At 38.0% G+C, this 18,950-nt stretch carries 28 protein-coding genes; all 28 read right to left on the reverse strand.

What is annotated here, in order from left to right; genetic code table 11:
- Window positions 1-8 precede the first annotated feature (8 nt).
- The 28 genes from MKY78_RS08900 to rplF all read right to left on the reverse strand — a co-directional run bounded on the left by MKY78_RS08900 (window position 9) and on the right by rplF (window position 18,946).
- Window positions 9-167, reverse strand: a complete 159-nt coding sequence (locus MKY78_RS08900; RefSeq protein WP_339217471.1) for a hypothetical protein — start codon at window positions 165-167, stop codon at window positions 9-11.
- Window positions 168-453: 286 nt separating this feature from the next.
- The gene (locus MKY78_RS08905; RefSeq protein ID WP_339217472.1) at window positions 454-678 is read right to left on the reverse strand and encodes a hypothetical protein; all 225 of its coding nucleotides are present in this window, start codon (window positions 676-678) and stop codon (window positions 454-456) included.
- Between the two features lie 629 nt (window positions 679-1,307).
- The gene (gene alsE / locus MKY78_RS08910; protein WP_339217473.1) at window positions 1,308-1,997 is read right to left on the reverse strand and encodes a D-allulose 6-phosphate 3-epimerase; all 690 of its coding nucleotides are present in this window, start codon (window positions 1,995-1,997) and stop codon (window positions 1,308-1,310) included.
- Window positions 1,998-2,107: 110 nt separating this feature from the next.
- Window positions 2,108-3,208, reverse strand: coding sequence for a PTS fructose transporter subunit IIC (locus tag MKY78_RS08915; RefSeq protein ID WP_339217474.1), 1,101 nt, complete (start codon window positions 3,206-3,208; stop codon window positions 2,108-2,110).
- A gap of 193 nt (window positions 3,209-3,401) precedes the next feature.
- A complete protein-coding gene (locus MKY78_RS08920) occupies window positions 3,402-3,854 on the reverse strand; it encodes a fructose PTS transporter subunit IIA (RefSeq protein ID WP_339217475.1) in 453 nt (150 codons plus the stop codon).
- Window positions 3,855-3,881: 27 nt separating this feature from the next.
- Window positions 3,882-4,199, reverse strand: a complete 318-nt coding sequence (locus tag MKY78_RS08925; protein ID WP_339217477.1) for a PTS fructose transporter subunit IIB — start codon at window positions 4,197-4,199, stop codon at window positions 3,882-3,884.
- 11 nt (window positions 4,200-4,210) lie between these two features.
- Complete coding sequence (locus MKY78_RS08930; protein WP_339217478.1) at window positions 4,211-4,648, reverse strand: PTS sugar transporter subunit IIA; 438 nt, start codon at window positions 4,646-4,648, stop codon at window positions 4,211-4,213.
- Window positions 4,638-6,131, reverse strand: a complete 1,494-nt coding sequence (locus MKY78_RS08935; protein WP_339217480.1) for a PRD domain-containing protein — start codon at window positions 6,129-6,131, stop codon at window positions 4,638-4,640. Before MKY78_RS08935 ends, MKY78_RS08930 begins: the two co-directional genes overlap by 11 nt.
- A 246-nt stretch (window positions 6,132-6,377) precedes the next feature.
- Window positions 6,378-6,623, reverse strand: a complete 246-nt coding sequence (locus MKY78_RS08940) for a hypothetical protein (protein ID WP_339217482.1) — start codon at window positions 6,621-6,623, stop codon at window positions 6,378-6,380.
- 160 nt (window positions 6,624-6,783) lie between these two features.
- Window positions 6,784-7,176 (reverse strand): 30S ribosomal protein S9, encoded by a 393-nt coding sequence (rpsI, locus tag MKY78_RS08945; RefSeq protein WP_339217483.1) that lies wholly within the window; start codon window positions 7,174-7,176, stop codon window positions 6,784-6,786.
- Between the two features lie 18 nt (window positions 7,177-7,194).
- The gene (gene rplM, locus MKY78_RS08950; RefSeq protein WP_186871283.1) at window positions 7,195-7,632 is read right to left on the reverse strand and encodes a 50S ribosomal protein L13; all 438 of its coding nucleotides are present in this window, start codon (window positions 7,630-7,632) and stop codon (window positions 7,195-7,197) included.
- A gap of 293 nt (window positions 7,633-7,925) precedes the next feature.
- On the reverse strand, window positions 7,926-8,666 hold the full coding sequence (gene truA / locus MKY78_RS08955) for a tRNA pseudouridine(38-40) synthase TruA (RefSeq protein WP_339217485.1): 741 nt from the start codon (window positions 8,664-8,666) through the stop codon (window positions 7,926-7,928).
- Between the two features lie 18 nt (window positions 8,667-8,684).
- Entirely contained in the window at window positions 8,685-9,488 is an 804-nt protein-coding gene (locus tag MKY78_RS08960; RefSeq protein ID WP_211742690.1) for an energy-coupling factor transporter transmembrane protein EcfT, read from the reverse strand.
- Window positions 9,481-10,353 carry an energy-coupling factor ABC transporter ATP-binding protein gene (locus MKY78_RS08965; protein ID WP_339217488.1) on the reverse strand — a complete coding sequence of 291 codons (873 nt, stop codon included), beginning with the start codon at window positions 10,351-10,353 and terminating at the stop codon, window positions 9,481-9,483. Before MKY78_RS08965 ends, MKY78_RS08960 begins: the two co-directional genes overlap by 8 nt.
- The gene (locus MKY78_RS08970) at window positions 10,329-11,168 is read right to left on the reverse strand and encodes an energy-coupling factor ABC transporter ATP-binding protein (RefSeq protein ID WP_339217490.1); all 840 of its coding nucleotides are present in this window, start codon (window positions 11,166-11,168) and stop codon (window positions 10,329-10,331) included. Before MKY78_RS08970 ends, MKY78_RS08965 begins: the two co-directional genes overlap by 25 nt.
- A gap of 461 nt (window positions 11,169-11,629) precedes the next feature.
- Window positions 11,630-11,983: a 50S ribosomal protein L17 gene (gene rplQ / locus MKY78_RS08975; RefSeq protein WP_339217491.1), complete on the reverse strand. Its 354-nt coding sequence runs from the start codon at window positions 11,981-11,983 to the stop codon at window positions 11,630-11,632.
- 42 nt (window positions 11,984-12,025) lie between these two features.
- A complete protein-coding gene (locus MKY78_RS08980) occupies window positions 12,026-12,970 on the reverse strand; it encodes a DNA-directed RNA polymerase subunit alpha (protein WP_339217492.1) in 945 nt (314 codons plus the stop codon).
- A gap of 296 nt (window positions 12,971-13,266) precedes the next feature.
- Window positions 13,267-13,656, reverse strand: a complete 390-nt coding sequence (rpsK, locus tag MKY78_RS08985) for a 30S ribosomal protein S11 (RefSeq protein WP_010095726.1) — start codon at window positions 13,654-13,656, stop codon at window positions 13,267-13,269.
- Window positions 13,657-13,677: 21 nt separating this feature from the next.
- Window positions 13,678-14,043: a 30S ribosomal protein S13 gene (gene rpsM, locus MKY78_RS08990; protein WP_186871276.1), complete on the reverse strand. Its 366-nt coding sequence runs from the start codon at window positions 14,041-14,043 to the stop codon at window positions 13,678-13,680.
- Window positions 14,044-14,065: 22 nt separating this feature from the next.
- A complete protein-coding gene (rpmJ, locus tag MKY78_RS08995; RefSeq protein ID WP_010095733.1) occupies window positions 14,066-14,179 on the reverse strand; it encodes a 50S ribosomal protein L36 in 114 nt (37 codons plus the stop codon).
- A gap of 31 nt (window positions 14,180-14,210) precedes the next feature.
- Window positions 14,211-14,429, reverse strand: coding sequence for a translation initiation factor IF-1 (infA, locus tag MKY78_RS09000; protein ID WP_010095735.1), 219 nt, complete (start codon window positions 14,427-14,429; stop codon window positions 14,211-14,213).
- 430 nt (window positions 14,430-14,859) lie between these two features.
- Window positions 14,860-15,504 carry an adenylate kinase gene (locus MKY78_RS09005; protein ID WP_186871275.1) on the reverse strand — a complete coding sequence of 215 codons (645 nt, stop codon included), beginning with the start codon at window positions 15,502-15,504 and terminating at the stop codon, window positions 14,860-14,862.
- Between the two features lie 29 nt (window positions 15,505-15,533).
- Window positions 15,534-16,826 carry a preprotein translocase subunit SecY gene (gene secY, locus MKY78_RS09010; protein ID WP_339217495.1) on the reverse strand — a complete coding sequence of 431 codons (1,293 nt, stop codon included), beginning with the start codon at window positions 16,824-16,826 and terminating at the stop codon, window positions 15,534-15,536.
- The gene (gene rplO / locus MKY78_RS09015; protein WP_186871273.1) at window positions 16,826-17,266 is read right to left on the reverse strand and encodes a 50S ribosomal protein L15; all 441 of its coding nucleotides are present in this window, start codon (window positions 17,264-17,266) and stop codon (window positions 16,826-16,828) included. Before rplO ends, secY begins: the two co-directional genes overlap by 1 nt.
- Before the next feature lie 30 nt (window positions 17,267-17,296).
- The gene (gene rpmD / locus MKY78_RS09020) at window positions 17,297-17,479 is read right to left on the reverse strand and encodes a 50S ribosomal protein L30 (RefSeq protein ID WP_186871272.1); all 183 of its coding nucleotides are present in this window, start codon (window positions 17,477-17,479) and stop codon (window positions 17,297-17,299) included.
- Between the two features lie 13 nt (window positions 17,480-17,492).
- The gene (gene rpsE, locus MKY78_RS09025) at window positions 17,493-17,996 is read right to left on the reverse strand and encodes a 30S ribosomal protein S5 (protein WP_339217497.1); all 504 of its coding nucleotides are present in this window, start codon (window positions 17,994-17,996) and stop codon (window positions 17,493-17,495) included.
- A gap of 20 nt (window positions 17,997-18,016) precedes the next feature.
- Complete coding sequence (gene rplR / locus MKY78_RS09030) at window positions 18,017-18,379, reverse strand: 50S ribosomal protein L18 (protein WP_186871270.1); 363 nt, start codon at window positions 18,377-18,379, stop codon at window positions 18,017-18,019.
- Between the two features lie 30 nt (window positions 18,380-18,409).
- Window positions 18,410-18,946: a 50S ribosomal protein L6 gene (gene rplF / locus MKY78_RS09035; RefSeq protein WP_186871269.1), complete on the reverse strand. Its 537-nt coding sequence runs from the start codon at window positions 18,944-18,946 to the stop codon at window positions 18,410-18,412.
- Window positions 18,947-18,950 lie beyond the last annotated feature (4 nt).

Genomic DNA, 18,950 nt, shown 5'->3' on the forward strand with positions numbered 1-18,950 from the left:
TAAACTATTTAGTTTGATTCCGTCTGCCACTTTTCTGATGTGGCTTCTTCTGTTTCTGGTTTTTTATTCAACATCTTTACTACATTCCAACCAACTACTGCATTTACAATCGCCATTAAACTAAACAAAAAATAATCACCTTCCGGATCTGGAAGCATTAAATCCATGATTAGCCAACCTCCGGCAGTAGTAGCACCAACAAAAGCTCCAATACATAGGTGTCCGAAATCGACTCATTGCTTATAACCACCTTTAACTCTATTAGTAACTCGCATAAAAATTAACAGATATGTGTACAAACCCTCTTTTACTAACTTCTATATATAAACAAAGCATGCCTTATATCAAAGTAGAATGACCCTAAAGGATACATTTATGCCTTCATCGCAGGCCTTCTTCTAACCTAGTGAAACAGGAAATATTGAATAACCTATTCGAAGTACCTGGTAAACATTAATGTGCTCCGGTGGTTATCCTTTCCGCTTCTCCTCCTTTACGTTGCTTCCTATCAAGCATTCTTACAAATTGCCAACCAATCGCAGCGTTAACCAATCCCATTAATCCAAATAACAAATAGTCACCAATCGGCTCTGGGAGTAATAGATCCATGATCAACCATCCTCCAGCAGAGGAAGCACCTACAAGTCCTCCAATTATAGACTTACGGTATCGATTCATTTTTTGCACCACCCTTAATCGTTTTTATGAGTTACTTTCTATGAAGAATAAAAAAGTGGATAAATAGAACTTCTTGCTCATGTACTCTTCATGTTTATCCTATGTCTGAGCTAGCCATGAAATAACTAGAATTTGCTGTTGGCCTTGTCCACTCCATGGTTTGAGAATATCGGCCTTTACTTGAATCACCGGAATAATGATTGGTTTTATGGATAGCTGTTTCAGGGAAATCGGTTGGGAACATAACCGAGGTACTATTGGTAGAAGCGTGTCATATTTTGTCGAATAATATCATTTGATGTAATGATGGAGGGCTAACCTTAGTGGAGAGTGGTCTGTATTAGAAGAAATTGCGGCTCAACTATGGGAGTATAAGCTACAATAAGTAAAAAAAGAAAGTAATGTGTGTTTAAACTACCACATTACTTTCCTTTTAAAATTTGCCCCAATTTAATAATAGGAACAAGAATCACACTACATTTTTCATCATCAAGTGCCCTGTTCACCAACATTTGGTTCTCAACCAAACTTGGATTGGTAAGGAAGCAATAGGTACATCGATATCTTCTTCTGCTAAAGCTATTTTCGCATTGATTACGAATATACAGATGTTATAGCCGCTTCACTTTTTAAATTATTGCCTTACCAGTCATTTCCTCATAATCTTTGCACATGATTTCCCAAGATTTTTCAATATCTTCATCTAGTCCAAATAAACCACTACGCCCCACAATATAAATATCCGGACCGGCTGCATCAATTTTTCTAAATGATTTCCGATTAGATGATCCATCCATTTCTATGACATATTGATACCCTTTTTCTTCTCGTAGTTCTCTTAATGCTACAATTTTATCTAGTGTTGATTCGATAAAACGTTGCCCAGCAAAACCTGGATCAACTGTCATAATGGTTATTTTATCTACTAACTCGATATAAGGGAAAATCGTCTCAATAGGTGTTTCTGGATTTAAAACTACCCCAGCTTTTAATCCAGCATCATGTATTTGATCAATCAACCGAAAAGCCAGACCATCCAGTACTTCTGCATGCATACAAATCCATTCACACTTAATATCCACTAATTGCCCGACCCAGAAGCTTGGATCTGTTACCATAAGATGGGCAGATATAGGTAGATCACTTATTTTTCGTACTTCTTCAATAAACCATGGAGATAAAGTAATATTCGGAACATAATGACCGTCCATAATATCAATATGATAAGAATCAACATGATCATTTAGGAAAGTGATCTGCTCTTTAAACTTATCTAAGTCCATTGTCATCAATGATGGTGAAAATTCTACTTTCTTCATATTCTATATATCCTCCTCAAAAATCATCATTCCCTCTAGCACTATTGGGTTTTGATTACCTTGCCAACATTTCTAAAGAATGGATATGCCTATTAAACCGTTCATGACACTTAGTAAATTTTTATATCATCTAAATCAATGTCTTCTTCTTCTATTTCTTCTTGCTTATCCGCTTCCTCATCCGTCACATTTTTCTTAATTAACGCCAAGGTTAATCCTGTTACCAGAACATTGACTAATATAGCTACAGCACCTGTCCATGGTTGAGACATCGTTGGTAGCATCAATACTCCGCCAAATGGTACCGTTGCATCTGCACCTAACAACATCGATACTGCACCACCCGCTGCTCCACCAACAGCTGTTGCAATCACACAACGTACAATATCATTCATAACAATTGGAATGACACCTTCCACAATGTTAATTACACCCATCGGAACCGCAGATTTTAAGGTCTCTGTTTCGACGTTTGTATAAATTCTCTTGCCAAACATTTTCGCTATAAAGTAAGCAAGTCCGAATCCAATTGGTGTTGCTGTATTTACTAACTGTAACGCTGTAATAGGTCCATTAATTCCTTCTGCCTGCATTGTTAGCACAAAGGCAAAGACAGTCTTGTTAATTGGACCACCAAAATCGACTCCACTTAATATACCTACAATGGCTCCAAATACTAACAATGAAGAAGCTCCCAAACTGTTTAATGCATTAGTTAAGAGCAATGTAAGACCAGAGATTGGTACACCAATAATATAAACCATGATTAAACCACCAATAATCGAAGTTAAAAATGGAACGATTAACGTTGGCATTAATCCCTTAGCCCACTTTGGAACTTTAAGATATTTTAGGATAGCTATTCCTAGATAACCCGCTAAGAATCCACCTAAAATACCACCAATGAAACCTGCACCAATAGCATTTGCTGTTAAACCAATGATAAAGCCTGGCGCGATGCCTGGTTTTCCTGCAATGGAGAAAGAAATCCCTGTAGCGATAACGGCAGGTAATAAACCTAAACCAGCTCCACCCATTGTCGCTAACGCATCCCAAATGGAAAACTCACCTTGTATTAATTCCGCTTGATTACTACCTCCAAAGGCCATCCCAATGGCGATTAAAAAACCCGCACCACAAACAATTGGAATTAAATATGAAATCGCTGTCAATAAATGGCCTTTAAGATTTAAAGCTTTTATCTTACTCATTCTCAAGCCCCCCTATATATTCAGAACCACCAAACCATCTTCAATCAACAATTTATTAGCAGAAGTTAATAAGTAAAAACATACCAGTAACATTTACTTCTATACTTTATGGATAAATCTCAAATGATGTAGGTTCTCCCGTATTTGGTACCGTGATTAATGGATTACTAGTCCAGTTCTTTCATTAAATAGTTTAATTACATAAAGCTTCTTTTACGTCTTCAGCATTTTTCGACTGAAGCATTTTCTCGATGACTTCATCATTACCTAATTTTCTTGCAAATAAGGACAATAATTTTAGATGGGTTTGTGCGCCATCATTTTCTTTCCCAACAGCAAATAGAATGATTCCCTTTACACCTTTCCCGTCGAGCGTTTCCCAAGGGATTTCTTGCTGGGTGATTCCAATAGCTACGCCTATTTTTTGGACCGCATCACTATTACCATGCGGAATAGCGATATAATTTCCAATTCCAGTTTGACCTACCGCTTCTCTTGCATAAATATCTTTTAGAAACGCTTCAACATCGTTAATGTAATCATTTCTTTGTAATACCTCTGCTAATTCTTGTATAGCTTCTTCCTTACTTTTCGCATTCATGTCGGTTTTGATTGTCTTTAGATCTACAATTTCTTTGACTTCCATCCCATTTATCCCCCATTCCATTGCTAGCTATTTCTTTTGGTTTACAACTTCTACTGCTTTTTCAATTAATTTATTTGGTGATTTTACAGCTATCTCTGTTGGAACCTCGATGATTCGCTTTCCTTCAAACCGTTCTCTTCCTGCAATCTTAACGTCTGCTGCTAGAATAACAATGTCTGCTTCAACGATTTGTTCTTGTGTTAATTCATTTTCCGTCCCAATGGTTCCTTGTGTTTCAATAGAAATGTCATGACCGGCTTTCTTTCCAGCATTCTCTAATTTCTCCTGTGCAATATATGTGTGTGCAATACCAACTGTACATGCTGCTACTCCTACTATTTTCATCATTATTCCTCCTAAATTTTTATAAGTTCTTGATTAAACGCTTCCTTGTCATTACTACACAATAATCGATTTAAATACGCTTCATCTGCTAATGTTCGAGTGAACAACGATATTCTTTTCTTTATTTGCTCCTGTTCATTTTCTTTTAATAAAATGACAATGAATAAACGGATATCCTTTGTCTGTTCATCCCAGGATTGTATAGGGTTTGCTAGATGGATAAATACGATTTGACTCTTCTCTATTAGGTCGCTTTCCATATGAGGCAACATCACATGTTCAGCGATTAATATGCTCCCTACATTTTCTCTTTGATATAATTGGTTCACGATTTCTTCTTTTTGCGAAGGATTATCCCGGCACACCATGTCAGCGATAAAGGTATATACTTCTTCTTTAGTTTTTAACTCACAATTAAAACAAACGTGATAAAAAGAGTTAATATCCATGGTAAATCTCCTCTATCTTTCGCTGAAGTCTCTTCTGGTCATCCAGTGTAAACATAGCACTCACTAATAAACAATGGATTGGTATTGCTTCCTTAATATGAACCGTACTTAGAATTAACTCGGCATCTGCATATTTCTCTTTAATCATCTGCATGTTCTGTGAAGCTACAACATCAAGAATCTCTAACTCAGGGAATTTTCGTGATACCTTTGCCTTTAACAGTTCTGACGTTCCAATTCCTGTCGTACACATAATTAACGTTTTTATCGGATGTTGATATTGACCAGTTACGATCACCTTTGCAAAATAGAGTGTGATAAACCCATTTTCATCTTCATTAATTGCTGGTAGATTGAATTTTTTACTTACAAATTCGGATACATTCGTGACGCCCGAATAAACATCTTCATACGTTACCTTGATTTGACTTAACAAACTATTTTTAATCCGAATTTTATAGTCTAATCTATTAAGCATAGGTTTAATATGGTTGGCTAAATCTGTAAAAATAGACTCACTTTCGATGTCTATTCCTAAGTAAATACTCATCCCCTCAATATATGCTTCTGTCACTTGAATAACCTCTGGTGAAAATGTGGAGGTTTTAGCAAGGGACCCTTGCATTCTGGATGATACTAAATACTGATAAAGGAAATAAATCTCAATATCCGGTAAAGAACTGCCTAAATATTTTTCAATGTTGGTTACAATACCTTTAGCAATCGGATACAAAATAGGATCTCTTTTCATATTCTCCATTTCTTCCATTGAAGCCTTATCTCTAAAAAGTAAGGCAGGAACTTTTCCTAAGCGACTAAGTAATATATATAAATGGGAGAAAATGTTTACATTATATGGGTAGGGAATCGTGATATCTAAATCCTTTTCAATATCCCTTAGTTGGCCTAATATAAATAAAACATCGTATTGATTAAAGTTAAGTTCTTGATTCCTTTTTAAATCATCAATATCAATCGTATTAAATATTTCATTAATGTGCTTAATTGCTTTCCGAATATCTACTTCTTCCCCTAATATCGCTAGCTTCCTATCTTTTCGCTCTAAAACCAAATTGTACTTTTGCAGTTCTTCGCTCATAAGCTGTTCGTCATTAAAAATAACGGAATCCCCAACATAATAATCACTGTATAAATGGTATATATTGATAGGTTTAGGAGAGGACAACAATAATTCTTCCATAATGCGTTTACGTCTCTCACTTGGAGAAAAGTGTTTTTCCTTGTATTTATTATCACTTTTTTGATAATTGATAAAATTCTCGTAATCTAACTTATACCCTCTCCCTCTTTCCGATATAATTAAAGGGCTGTCCATGTACTCATCGTTAATTTTCTTTATTAAACGATAAACTGTTTTTTGAGAAACCTTTAGTTCTTCTACAAGTTCGTTCGAGGTAACGTAACCTTGACTCTTGGAAAGAAACATTAACAAATCATGTTCACGGTTGTTTTTTGAACTCACAGCCACGCCTCCCTTGTTATTAATCTTATCGTATTCTTTAGAAAACGCTTCCCTGGAAAATGACCGTTGCAACGGTCACTTTTTTGACCTTTTATATGGTCATTTTACTATCGCCTGATGAACGTGAAGGGAGGCAAGGATAATCATTTCCTTACCTCCCTTACAAATGGCCCAAACTGCTTTTGGCAATTCAGTACCATTTCTTGCTAGATTTAAGCGTGATTAGTAGGTATACTACCTTACATTTTATTTTCGTGTAAGAATAATTACGAAGCGTCTGTAACAAAATACAGCAACAACCCCGTGATATGTCCTAATGGTGGTATGATACGAACCTATAGAAAAAATAGCAAATAAAAAAGCTCCTTCAATTTGAGGAGCTTTTTTCAATTTGAATACACGTACTTCATAATCACACAATACAATCTTCCTACTAACTTCACCAGCTAGTGATAGTATACATTCCTTATTAGAAAGGAATATTGTGTTCATATACTCTTCCCTATAAGCTTTGTTTCATAGGCTTCCATACGTTTTAATTCTGGCATCCCTATCTATTTGCCTCCACCTGAATTAGTTTGTATACGAATGGACCTATGAAACAGAAAAGGCTCCCAACTTAATATGTTGAGAGCCTTTAAACATTGAAATATTAACGTTTTGAGAACTGAGGTGCACGACGAGCGCCTTTAAGACCGTATTTCTTACGTTCTTTCATACGAGGGTCACGAGTTAGGAACCCTGCACTTTTAAGCGCTGGACGATAACCTGGATCTGCTTCTAGTAAAGCACGTGCGATACCATGACGGATAGCACCAGCTTGACCAGTAAATCCACCACCATGAACATTAACGATTACATCATATGTTCCTTGAGTTTCAGTAGCTTGTAGTGGTTGGTTAAGAATTAGAATTTGAGTTTCATATGGGAAATAGTCTTTTGCATCACGACCATTAATGGTTACATTACCAGTACCCGGTACTAAACGTACACGTGCAGTTGAGCTTTTACGACGACCTGTGCCGTAGTATTGTACTTGTGCCAATTGATTTACCTCCTTTTATTATCCGCGAAGTTCGTAAACTTCAGGTTTTTGTGCTGCGTGATTGTGCTCAGCACCTCTGTATACATGTAATTTCTTAGCCATTTTACGTCCTAAAGATCCTTTTGGAAGCATGCCTTTGATTGCAATCTCAAGCATTTGCTCAGGATATTTTGTACGCATTTCATCAGCAGTACGTTCTTTTAATCCACCTGGATGTCCAGAGTGACGGTAGTACTTCTTGTCACTTAATTTGTTTCCAGTTAGTTCAATTTTGTCAGCGTTAACGATGATTACATAATCACCAGTATCAACGTGTGGTGTATAAGTTGCCTTATGCTTTCCACGAAGGATTGCAGCAACTTCACTTGCTAGACGACCAAGGCGTTGGCCTTCAGCATCCACAACAAGCCATTTGCGTTCGATATTGTTTTCATTCGCCATGAAAGTTGTGCGCATGATTGGTTCCCTCCATATTTTTCATTCATTAATTTTTAAATGTTTAAAGTTCGTTATTCCTATATTTTCAACACAATTAGTTCCGGGGCTAATCGCGGTTTTAGAAATAAAATGCCATAGACCATAATATATCAAAATAGGGTAAATTGTCAAGAGTCTGGCAGATTTATTTATTGATATTTTTTTATAATTCATTGCAAAAACACTCTTTCTATTATACAGCATTTCTATCTAAAAAGAAAGGTGTCGATATTTCCCAGGAAATGTAGTGTTTTGTCAGAAATAATGATGCCTTAATAGCTTACTCTCCACAAGAATAAACCTTGAGCTGGAGCTGTTTTTCCGGCATATTTCCGGTCCCTTGCCTCTAACAACGTGCCAATATCAGAAGGGCTAATTTTCCCTTGCCCAACATCGATTAACGTTCCTACTAAGATTCGAACCATATTATATAAAAATCCACTTCCTCGGAAAATAAATTCTATTTGCCCGTTATCTTGATTACATGAAACCTCATACAACGTTCTTACCTTGTTCCCTTTGACAGTTGCCTTTGCTGAAGAAAAGGTGGTAAAGTCATGGGTTCCTTCTAAATAACGACAAGCTTCTTGTATTGCTTCTATATCAAGCTTATATGGAAAATGATACACATGATTTCGTCTAAAAACATCAGGATTCGTTGTATTTAATAAAAAATAACGATATTCCTTCTCCACTACATTGTATCTAGCGTGAAAATCATTAGAAACTACTTCTGCATGTGTCACATATACATCACTCGGTAATAAGGCATTGAGTGCCTTCCTCCAACTATTTCCCGGGATATCTAGATTCGTTTCAAAGTGAATGGTTTGTCCCTTAGCATGAACCCCTGTATCGGTTCTGCCGGATGCATGAATATGGATTTTTTCACCTTTGTGGATTTTTTCCAATGCATGCTCTAATTCTAGTTGAACGGTTCGTTTATCGGGCTGGACCTGATAGCCATGGAAATTAGTTCCATCATAGCTAATCGTACATTTAATTTTCGGCAAAACTGTCCAACCTCCAAACTATGAATAATTTCTCGTTAAGAATAGCCCAGCAATTACCAATAAGAAGAAAAGCAAAACAAAGATATCGATCTTATCAATTTTTAATTGCCTTAGCTTCGTTCTTCCCTCTCCTCCCTGGTAGCCTCTAGCTTCCATCGCCATCGCAAGCTCTTCCGCACGCTTAAACGCACTAACAAATAGCGGTACTAATAGAGGAACAATGGCTTTTAACCGTTCCTTCATTGGTCCAGTACGAAAATCCACTCCCCTTGATGCTTGTGCCTTTGATATCTTATCCGTCTCTTGTAAAAGGGTTGGGATAAAACGTAAGGATATCGACATCATGAGAGCTAGTTCATGTACTGGGAACTTGATTTTCTTCAATGGATGTAACATATCTTCAATCGCATCTGTGATCTCTATTGGTGTTGTCGTTAACGTTAATAGCGATGTAATCAAGATTAATAGGAAGAATCGTAGCGAGATTGCAAACCCCTGTATAATGGCTCCTGAGTATATTTTAAACCCAAATAAATCAAAAACTACGGAACCTTCCTTTGTTACAATCAAATGCAGGATAAAGGTAAAAATAATTAAGAACCATACTGGTGTTAATCCCTTCAATATAAAACGAAACGGGATTCTCGTGATAACAATCGTAATAATCGCAAATGCTGTCAAAATACTATAGCTAACGACATTATTAGCAAAGAACACAATAATAACGAATAAGAAGATGATCGTAATCTTCATTCTTGGGTCTAACCGATGCACTAAAGAATTTCCTGGGACATATTGTCCGATAATCATCATGTTATTCATCCGATTCAGCCCCCTTTAGTAATTGCTGAATCTCAACCGCGAGCTCTTCGACGGTTTGACGCTTGAAGGGGATGGTTAACCCAAATTTCTCCTGAAATGAGGTAATAAATTGAATAGCTTCAGGGACTTCTAATTGCACCTGCTGAAGCGCTTCTCGTTGCGTAAATACCTCTTCAGGTGAACCTTCCATATATTTCGTTCCTTTGTTCATGATAATGACGTGGTCAGCGTATTTGACGGCATCCTCCATACTATGTGTTACCAGTATCGTAGTTAAGTTGCGCTCTTGGTGAAGCGTATAGAACATGTCCATTATTTCCTTTTGACCTCTTGGATCTAGCCCTGCAGTTGGCTCATCTAAGACCAGAATCTCTGGCTTTATAGCAAGAACTCCAGCAATCGCAACCCGTCTCATTTGTCCACCACTTAGATCAAAAGGAGATCTTTCTAGTAATGACTCATCCATTCCAACTGCAGGAATAATATCTCGTATACGTTCCGCTATTTCTGTATCGGAAACTCCAAAGTTCTTCGGTCCAAACGCGATGTCCTTTGCGACGGTTTCATCAAATAATTGATGTTCAGGATACTGAAAGACGACCCCTACTCGACTACGAAGTTCCTTTAAATTCTCTGGTTTTTTATCCGAATTAATATGAAAGTCACCAATTTGAACCTCACCTTTAGTTGGTGTTAGTAGTCCATTTAAGTGCTGGAGTAATGTTGACTTACCGGATCCAGTATGACCAACTATCGCGACAAAGGATCCTGATGGAATATGAAAGGATAGGTCCTTTAAAGCAGAGTGAGCAAAAGGTGAGTTAGCTTGGTAGATGTAACTTACATCTTTGAATGTAATGTCCATAATTCCTCCAATAATTCTTCATGATTTAAAGGTTCCGTCGAGATCTCTAGCCCATTTCGTTTTAATTCATCTGCCAACAACGCAATATAGGGAACATCCAAGCCAATTTTCCGTAACTCATCCTTTTTAGCAAAAACCTCACGGGGTGTTGCCTCTTTCCATACCTTACCGCTATTCATCACGATAACGCGCTCTGCTTGTACTACTTCCTGTAAATCATGTGTTATCGTAATAAGTGAAATCTCATTCTTTGCTTGAATATCTGAAACAGTTCGCATAATTTCTTTACGACCCTTTGGATCTAACATTGCTGTCGCCTCGTCTAGGATTAGAACAGCTGGTTGAATGGCTAGCACACTAGCTATCGCCACTCGTTGCTTTTGTCCACCTGATAATCGATGTGGTTCTGTAAGGCGATAATCTTCCATCCTTACAGCCTTTAATACCTCATCAATTTTAGTGACCATTTCTTCCCTTGGAACACCTCGATTCTCCATTCCAAAGGCTACATCATCCTGAACGGTTGTCCCAACAAACTGGTTATCTGGGTTCTGGAAGACCATTCCTACTTGCTTACGAATTTCCCAGACATGCTCGTCATTAACTGGCATCCCATTTATTAAGATTTCCCCTTCCTGAGGATACAATAGTCCATTCATTAACTTAGCGATTGTCGATTTACCAGATCCATTATGCCCAATAATCGCTACCCATTCATCTTGATATATTTCGAATGAAACGTTCTCTAACACCCAAGGCTGCTCTTCTCCGTATCGAAACGATACATTCCTAAACTCTATAAACTTCTCTCTCATCTATATTCCTCCCATTCTCCACGTAGCCTTTAGGTTGCTTCCATGTATGTATTTTACTACTTCTATTGTTGAATGTTAATAGATAGGTGTTTAATTTAGCGAAGGGTGTCTGGGGAAAGTGGTTGGGGCTGACCTTACTTAGCTTAGTGAACCTAAAGCAGGATAATTAGCTTTCAACTATGCTTGTATAGCATAACCGTGTATCCGAAACATCTGCCCATTATATGGTATATTTCCCTATTACAGTTCTAGCGACCATCTAAAGGTTCGGATGCCTAATTTCCTCTATAACTAACCCTAGTTAACCACTTCATACCGCTTATATTACATGTATATTGCCCATTCAATCGAAACACGTGATCCACTTAACCTGAAATCCAAGCCCTTTTCTATACAAAAAAAGGGCTTGGATTTCACCTCGTGGAAGAGATCAAGTCCTGCCCTTAACGCGTATGGATTGATTAAACTAGCTCAATAATTGCCATTTTCGCTCCATCACCTTGGCGTTCGCCTAACTTAAGAACGCGTGTATATCCACCTTGTCTGTCTTCATAGCGCTTCGCTACATCATTGAATAGCTTTTGAAGAACTGTATCTTCTTCATTAGCCTCTTTGTTGTATAAGAATGCAGCTGCTTGACGACGAGCGGGTAGATCACCACGTTTACCTAATGTAATCATTTTGTCTACTACAGATCTAAGTTCTTTAGCCTTAGCTTCTGTTGTTTCAATCCGCTCATGAATAATTAAATCAGAAGCAAGGTTGCGAAGTAGTGCTAGTCGTTGATCTGTTGTACGTCCTAGTTTTCTTGCCATGGACTATCCCTCCCTTTCTTGAAACTCTAAAGATGTCCGATATTAATCTTCTTTACGTAAACCTAAACCTAAATCAGCAAGCTTAACTTTAACTTCCTCTAATGATTTACGACCTAGATTACGCACTTTCATCATATCTTCTTCAGATTTATTTGAAAGCTCTTGAACTGTATTAATGCCAGCACGTTTTAAACAATTGTAAGAACGAACCGATAGGTCTAATTCTTCAATTGTCATTTCCATTACTTTTTCTTTTTGGTCTTCTTCTTTCTCAACCATTATTTCAACATTCTGTGCTTCATCAGTTAAGCCTACGAAAATATTTAAATGCTCAGAAAAGATCTTTGCCCCTAAAGAAATCGCTTCTTCTGGACGAATGCTTCCATCAGTTGTAACATCTAAAGTTAATTTATCGTAGTTTGCACTTTGACCTACACGAGTATTCTCAACTTGGTAAGTGACACGTGATACTGGTGTGAAAATGGAATCAACTGGAATAACACCAATTGGTTGATCTTCATGTTTGTTTGCATCTGCTGGAACATAACCACGACCACGTTGTGCAGTTAATTTCATACGCAAGTTTCCTTTTGCATTTAATGTTGCAATTGGAAGTTCAGGATTCAATACTTCTACATCACTATCGTATGTTAGATCTGCCGCAGTAACGACTCCTTCACCTTGCACATCGATTTCTAATGTTTTTGGTTCGTCTGAATAGATTTTAAGGGCTAGCTTTTTCAAATTCAAAATGATTGTCGTAACATCTTCAACTACTCCATCAATAGTTGAAAATTCATGTAATGCTCCATCAATTTGAACTGACGTAACAGCAGCACCTGGAAGTGAGGATAGTAGGATACGACGCAAGGAGTTTCCAAGAGTTGTACCATAACCACGTTCGAGCGGTTCTACCACAAATTTTCCAAATGTAGCATCATCACTAATCTCAACCGTTTCAATCTTTGGCTTTTCTATTTCAATCATTCCATAATACCCTCCTTTAAAACGTCGAAACCCCGGCTAGAAAGTGATCTAACCGAAATTCCTCGGGATCGGCAGTTGGCGTTTCTGCACTACCTGTGTAATTTATCGTACGTTTGTCTTTGCGATGCTGTATAGTAAGGTCTTAATAAGAAATATATCTCCTCGCCCCTAAGGCGTGTTGCTATACCATCTTCTCATCATTTACCTTGGTGTACTTAAATTTATCTCTATTACCATCTATACTTTTAGTCATCATAACCCATTATAGACAGGGTGACAAATAATATACGTTTAAATTATACACGACGACGTTTTGGTGGACGGCAACCGTTATGAGGTACTGGAGTTACATCTTTAATAGCTGTAACTTCTAGTCCAGCTGCTTGTAGAGAACGAATAGCAGCTTCACGTCCAGCTCCTGGACCTTTAACTGATACTTCTAGAGTTTTCATTCCATTATCAACTGCAGTTTTAGCAGCTGTTTCAGCAGCCATTTGTGCAGCAAATGGAGTAGATTTACGAGAACCTTTGAAACCTAGTGCACCTGCAGAACTCCATCCAACAACATTACCTTGAACATCAGTGATAGTTACAATAGTGTTGTTGAAAGTAGAACGGATATGTGCTACACCAGTCTCAACATTCTTTTTCACACGACGTTTACGTGTATTAGTTTTACGAGCCATCTATTAGTTTACCTCCTTACATTATTTTTTCTTGTTAGCGATTGTACGACGTGGGCCTTTACGAGTACGAGAGTTGTTCTTCGTATTTTGACCGCGAACCGGTAAACCACGACGATGTCTTAGACCACGATATGAGCCGATTTCGATTAGACGTTTAATGTTAAGCGATACTTCACGACGAAGATCCCCTTCAGTTGTGTAACCATCCACCGCTTGACGAATACGTCCTAACTCATCTTCAGTTAGATCACGAACACGAGTATCTTCAGAAACGCCTGCTTCTTTAAGGATATCTTGTGCAGTTTTCTTACCAATACCATAAATGTATGTTAAAGAGATTACTACACGTTTATCACGTGGAATATCTATACCTCCAATACGTGCCATAAAAAATGCGCACCTCCTTCAATTATCCTTGTTTTTGCTTGTGTTTCGGATTTTCACAAATCACCATTACTTTGCCTTTTCGTTTAATGACTTTGCATTTTTCACAAATTGGCTTTACAGATGCTCTTACTTTCATCATCTTTACCTCCTTTTATATCGGAGCTCGCTTATTTATAACGGTACGTAATTCGTCCTCTTGTTAAATCATATGGAGAGAGTTCTACCGTTACTTTATCACCTGGTAAGATACGGATGAAGTGCATACGGATTTTTCCCGACACATGTGCCAAGACCGTATGACCGTTTTCAAGCTCTACGTTGAACATTGCATTTGGCAATGTTTCTGTTACGGTTCCTTCCACTTCAATTACATCATCTTTCGCCATCGCGCCTTACTCCCTTCTTTTAAATCAGTCACAATATTGTTCTAAAACAACATATAAACGATAAATTTTCATTTGTGACACGACCAGTTTCTAGAAGGCTGTTTTGGACTTCTGGAGACGTATAATCCATGTTCAATATGATGTTTACTCATTCTCTTTGGTCGAGATCATATTTACGTGTTCCCCATCTGCTACCAAGACACAACGATCATCAATCACTCAAACCGATAATGCCTTGTCGCCTCTTGCAAATTCGACAAACAAGACCTATTCGTGGCATCGAATCAGTTTCGCTTCATGACGTTCACCTAAATGAGGGTGGAATGTTAAACACAGGGTGTCATTATCCACATAGTAAGCATTAAAGCTAAACGACTCTTATTACTATGAAACAAATAGAATTGTCTATTCGTGCAGGGCCTACAATGAATTACTTTTCAATAATCGATTGAATGTCTTGAAAAACCTTATTGATATCTTGATCACCATCAACGGTTACAAGATATCCTCTATCTTCATAAAAGTCTAGTAACGGCTTCGATTGTTCGATGTTGATCGCCAAACGATTTTTAACCGTTTCTGGTTTGTCATCATCACGTTGAATTAACGCTGAACCATCAATATCACAGATACCCTCTTTTTTGGGAGGATTATATATCACATGATAAGCTCTACCACATGTTGGACAAATTCTACGACCGGATAAACGCTCCACTAATTTATCTTCTGGTACTTCTACATGTAATACATGGTCAATCGCTTGATTCATTTCCGATAAAAGTGCTTGTAAAGCTTCTGCTTGTGCAATGGTTCTTGGGAAACCATCTAACAAGAACCCTTTCTCACAGTCAGCTTTACTCAAACGCTCTTTTACGATTCCAATTGTTACTTCATCCGGAACAAGTGCGCCTTGGTCCATGAAGCTTTTAGCTTTCACACCAAGTTCTGTTCCTTCTTTAATAGCGGATCGGAACATATCTCCTGTTGAAATATGAGGGATGTTATATTTCTCGCTTATTTTATCTGCCTGTGTACCTTTGCCTGCACCAGGAAGACCCATTAACAATAGATTCAAAACTTTCCCCTCGCTTCATTGGCAAATTCTTACTTAATAAATCCTTTGTAGTGTCGCTTCACTAACTGACCTTCTAATTGCTTCATTGTTTGAATTGCTACACCTACAACGATTAGTAGACTTGTGCCGCCGATTTGAATTGATTGTGGAAGACCTGCAAGTTTACCGAATACAATAGGTAGTACGGAAACTGCAGCCAAGAATATTGCTCCTACAAATGTTAAACGATTGATAACACGAGTAAGATACGTTTCAGTATTTTTACCTGGACGAATTCCTGGAATATATCCACCCTGCTTTTGTAAGTTCTCAGCCATTTGCTCAGGATTAACTTGAACAAATGTATAGAAATACGTAAACGCAATAATTAGCGCCACATAGATAAGCATACCTGTTGTTGTTGTATAATCAAAGATCGATTCAATTGTATTAGCAACATTACCATCAAAGAATCCTGCAACAGTTCTTGGTGCCATAATAAAGGCAATCGCGAAGATTACTGGGATAACTCCCGCAGCATTTACTTTTAGAGGTAAATGTGTAGAATGACCACCAACTGGAGAACGATTTACAAGTTTCTTTGCATATTGAATTGGGATCTTACGTAACGCTTGTTGTACGAAAACAACACCAGCCGTGATTGCTATCGCAACTAAAGCTATTAAAGCTACAATAACGATATTGATAAACAGTTCATCTCCAGGATTTGTAAAGTACTGGGCATATAACTGTTCAACAGCGTTCGGTATAGCAGCTACGATACCTGCAAAAATGAGTATCGAAATTCCATTCCCAACTCCATTTGCAGTGATCTGTTCACCTAACCACATTAGGAATGTTGTTCCAGCAGTTAATACTAATGCGATGATAAGGAACTTCATTGGATCTGGATTGGCAATTAAGAATCCACCAGCCATGGCATTGAAGCCAATAGACATGGCGATTGCTTGAACGAATGCAAGAACCACAGTTCCATAACGGGTTACTTGGGCAAGTTTCTTTCTACCCATTTCACCCTGCTTTTTCCATTCTGTAAACTTTGGTACAACATCCATCTGTAGTAATTGCATAATGATTGAAGCTGTAATATAAGGCATTATCCCCATTGCGAAAATGGAGAAATTCATCAATGCCCCACCGCCAAATGTATCTAGAAACCCAAATACATTATTTTGCGAGTTCAAATGTTCAATTGCAGTTTTATCTGTGAATGGCACAGGAATAAATGTGCCTAGACGGAATACAATTAACAAAGCAAGTGTAAAAAATATCTTCCGTCTAATGTCAGCCACGCGCATAAAATTGGAGAATGTACGGAACATTAGATCACCTCTGTTTTACCGCCCGCTTCTTCGATTGCTGCCTTTGCTGAAGCAGAGAACTTATGAGCTTTAACGGTATATTTGTTTTCGACGGAACCATTACCAAGTACTTTAATACCTGATTTCACGTTCTTTACGACACCTGATTCTAATAATAACTCAGGAGTGATTTCTGTGCCGTCTTCAAATCGGTTTAAAACGTCTAAGTTCACTATAGCATATTCTTTACGGTTTATGTTCGTAAATCCACGTTTTGGTAGACGTTGGAATAAAGGCATTTGACCACCTTCAAATCCAGGACGTACACCACCGCCAGAACGAGCGTTTTGTCCTTTGTGACCACGACCGGAAGTTTTTCCGTTTCCAGATGATGTTCCGCGACCTACACGGTTTCTCTCTTTACGTGAGCCTTCTGCTGGTTTCAATTCATGAAGTTTCATACGAGCACCTCCTCTTTACGCTTCTGTTTATTAACCTTCTTTAACCGTTACAAGATGAGATACTCGGTTAACCATTCCACGAACAGCCGGAGTATCATCAAGAACTACGGTTTGACGAATCTTTTTAAGACCTAGTGCTTCAACAGTTTTCATTTGTTTTTCTTTTGCACCTATTACACTGCGTGTGAGGGTGATTTCTAATTTTTTAGACATAGTGTTTCCCTCCTTATCCTAACAGTTCTTCTACAGACTTTCCTCGTAGTTTTGCTACATCTTCCGCGCGCTTAAGGTTAGTTAAACCATTCATAGTAGCGCGAATCATATTAATTGGTGTGTTTGAACCAAGTGACTTAGTTAAAATATCACCAACACCAGCAAGCTCAAGTACCGCACGAACCGGACCACCAGAGATAACTCCAGTACCTTCAGAAGCTGGTTTCATTAATACACGTCCAGAACCGAATTCTCCATGAGTTTCATGTGGAATTGTTGTTCCAACGATCGGTACAGTGATTAAGTTTTTCTTCGCATCATCAACTGCTTTTCTAATTGCATCTGGTACTTCTTGTGCTTTACCAGTACCAAATCCAACATGGCCGTTCTTATCTCCTACAACTACTAATGCAGCAAAACGGAAACGACGTCCACCTTTTACAACTTTTGCTACGCGGTTTACCGCAACAACACGTTCTTCAAGATCTAATTTATTAGGATCGATTACTGTTTTCATCTGTGTCCCTCCTTTTACAATTAAAATTCAAGACCTGCCTCACGAGCAGCATCTGCTAATGCTTTTACACGTCCATGATAAAGGTAGCCTCCACGATCAAATACAACTGATTTATGACCTTTATCTTGGGCACGTTTTGCAATCAATTCTCCAACTTTAGTTGCAGCATCAACACTGCTAGTTGAATCAACGCTTAATTCTTTATCTACAGTAGACGCGCTAACTAATGTTACACCGTTAGTATCATCAATTAACTGTGCATAAATGTGTTTATTTGAACGATACACGTTTAAACGAGGACGCTCAGGTGTTCCGAAAAGATTTTTACGAACACGGTTATGTCTTCTTTTACGTGCAACATTTTTGTCAGGTTTTGTGATCATCTGGGTCACTCCTTTCTCGCCTAACTAACCTTACTTAGCAGTTTTACCTTCTTTACGACGTACATATTCATCAACGTAACGAATACCTTTACCTTTGTAAGGTTCTGGTTTTCTGATAGCTCTAATGTTAGCTGCAACAGCGCCAACTTTTTCTTTATCGATACCTTTAACAATCACTGAAGTGTTGTTTGGAACATCGATTTCAATACCGTCGATTGGATCTATTTCAACTGGATGTGAATATCCAGCGTTTACTACAATTTTATTACCTTGCTTTTGTGCACGATAACCAACACCGATAATTTGAAGATGTTTTTCAAATCCTTTCGATACACCTTCAACCATGTTAGCTAGTAGGCTACGAGTTGTTCCGTGTAATGAACGATGTGTTTTTTGATCACTTGGGCGTTCCACTGTGATCACGTTATCTGCAACAACGATCTTCATATCAGGATGAAATTCTCTAGTTAATTCACCTTTAGGGCCCTTAACTGTAACTGTATTTTCATTAAGTTTTACTTCTACACCACTCGGAATCTCAATTGGCTTAAGTCCTATACGAGACATTCCA

It is taken from the genome of Ornithinibacillus sp. FSL M8-0202 (genome assembly GCF_037975285.1).
GTDB classification, from domain to species: Bacteria; Bacillota; Bacilli; order Bacillales; family Amphibacillaceae; genus Ornithinibacillus; species Ornithinibacillus massiliensis.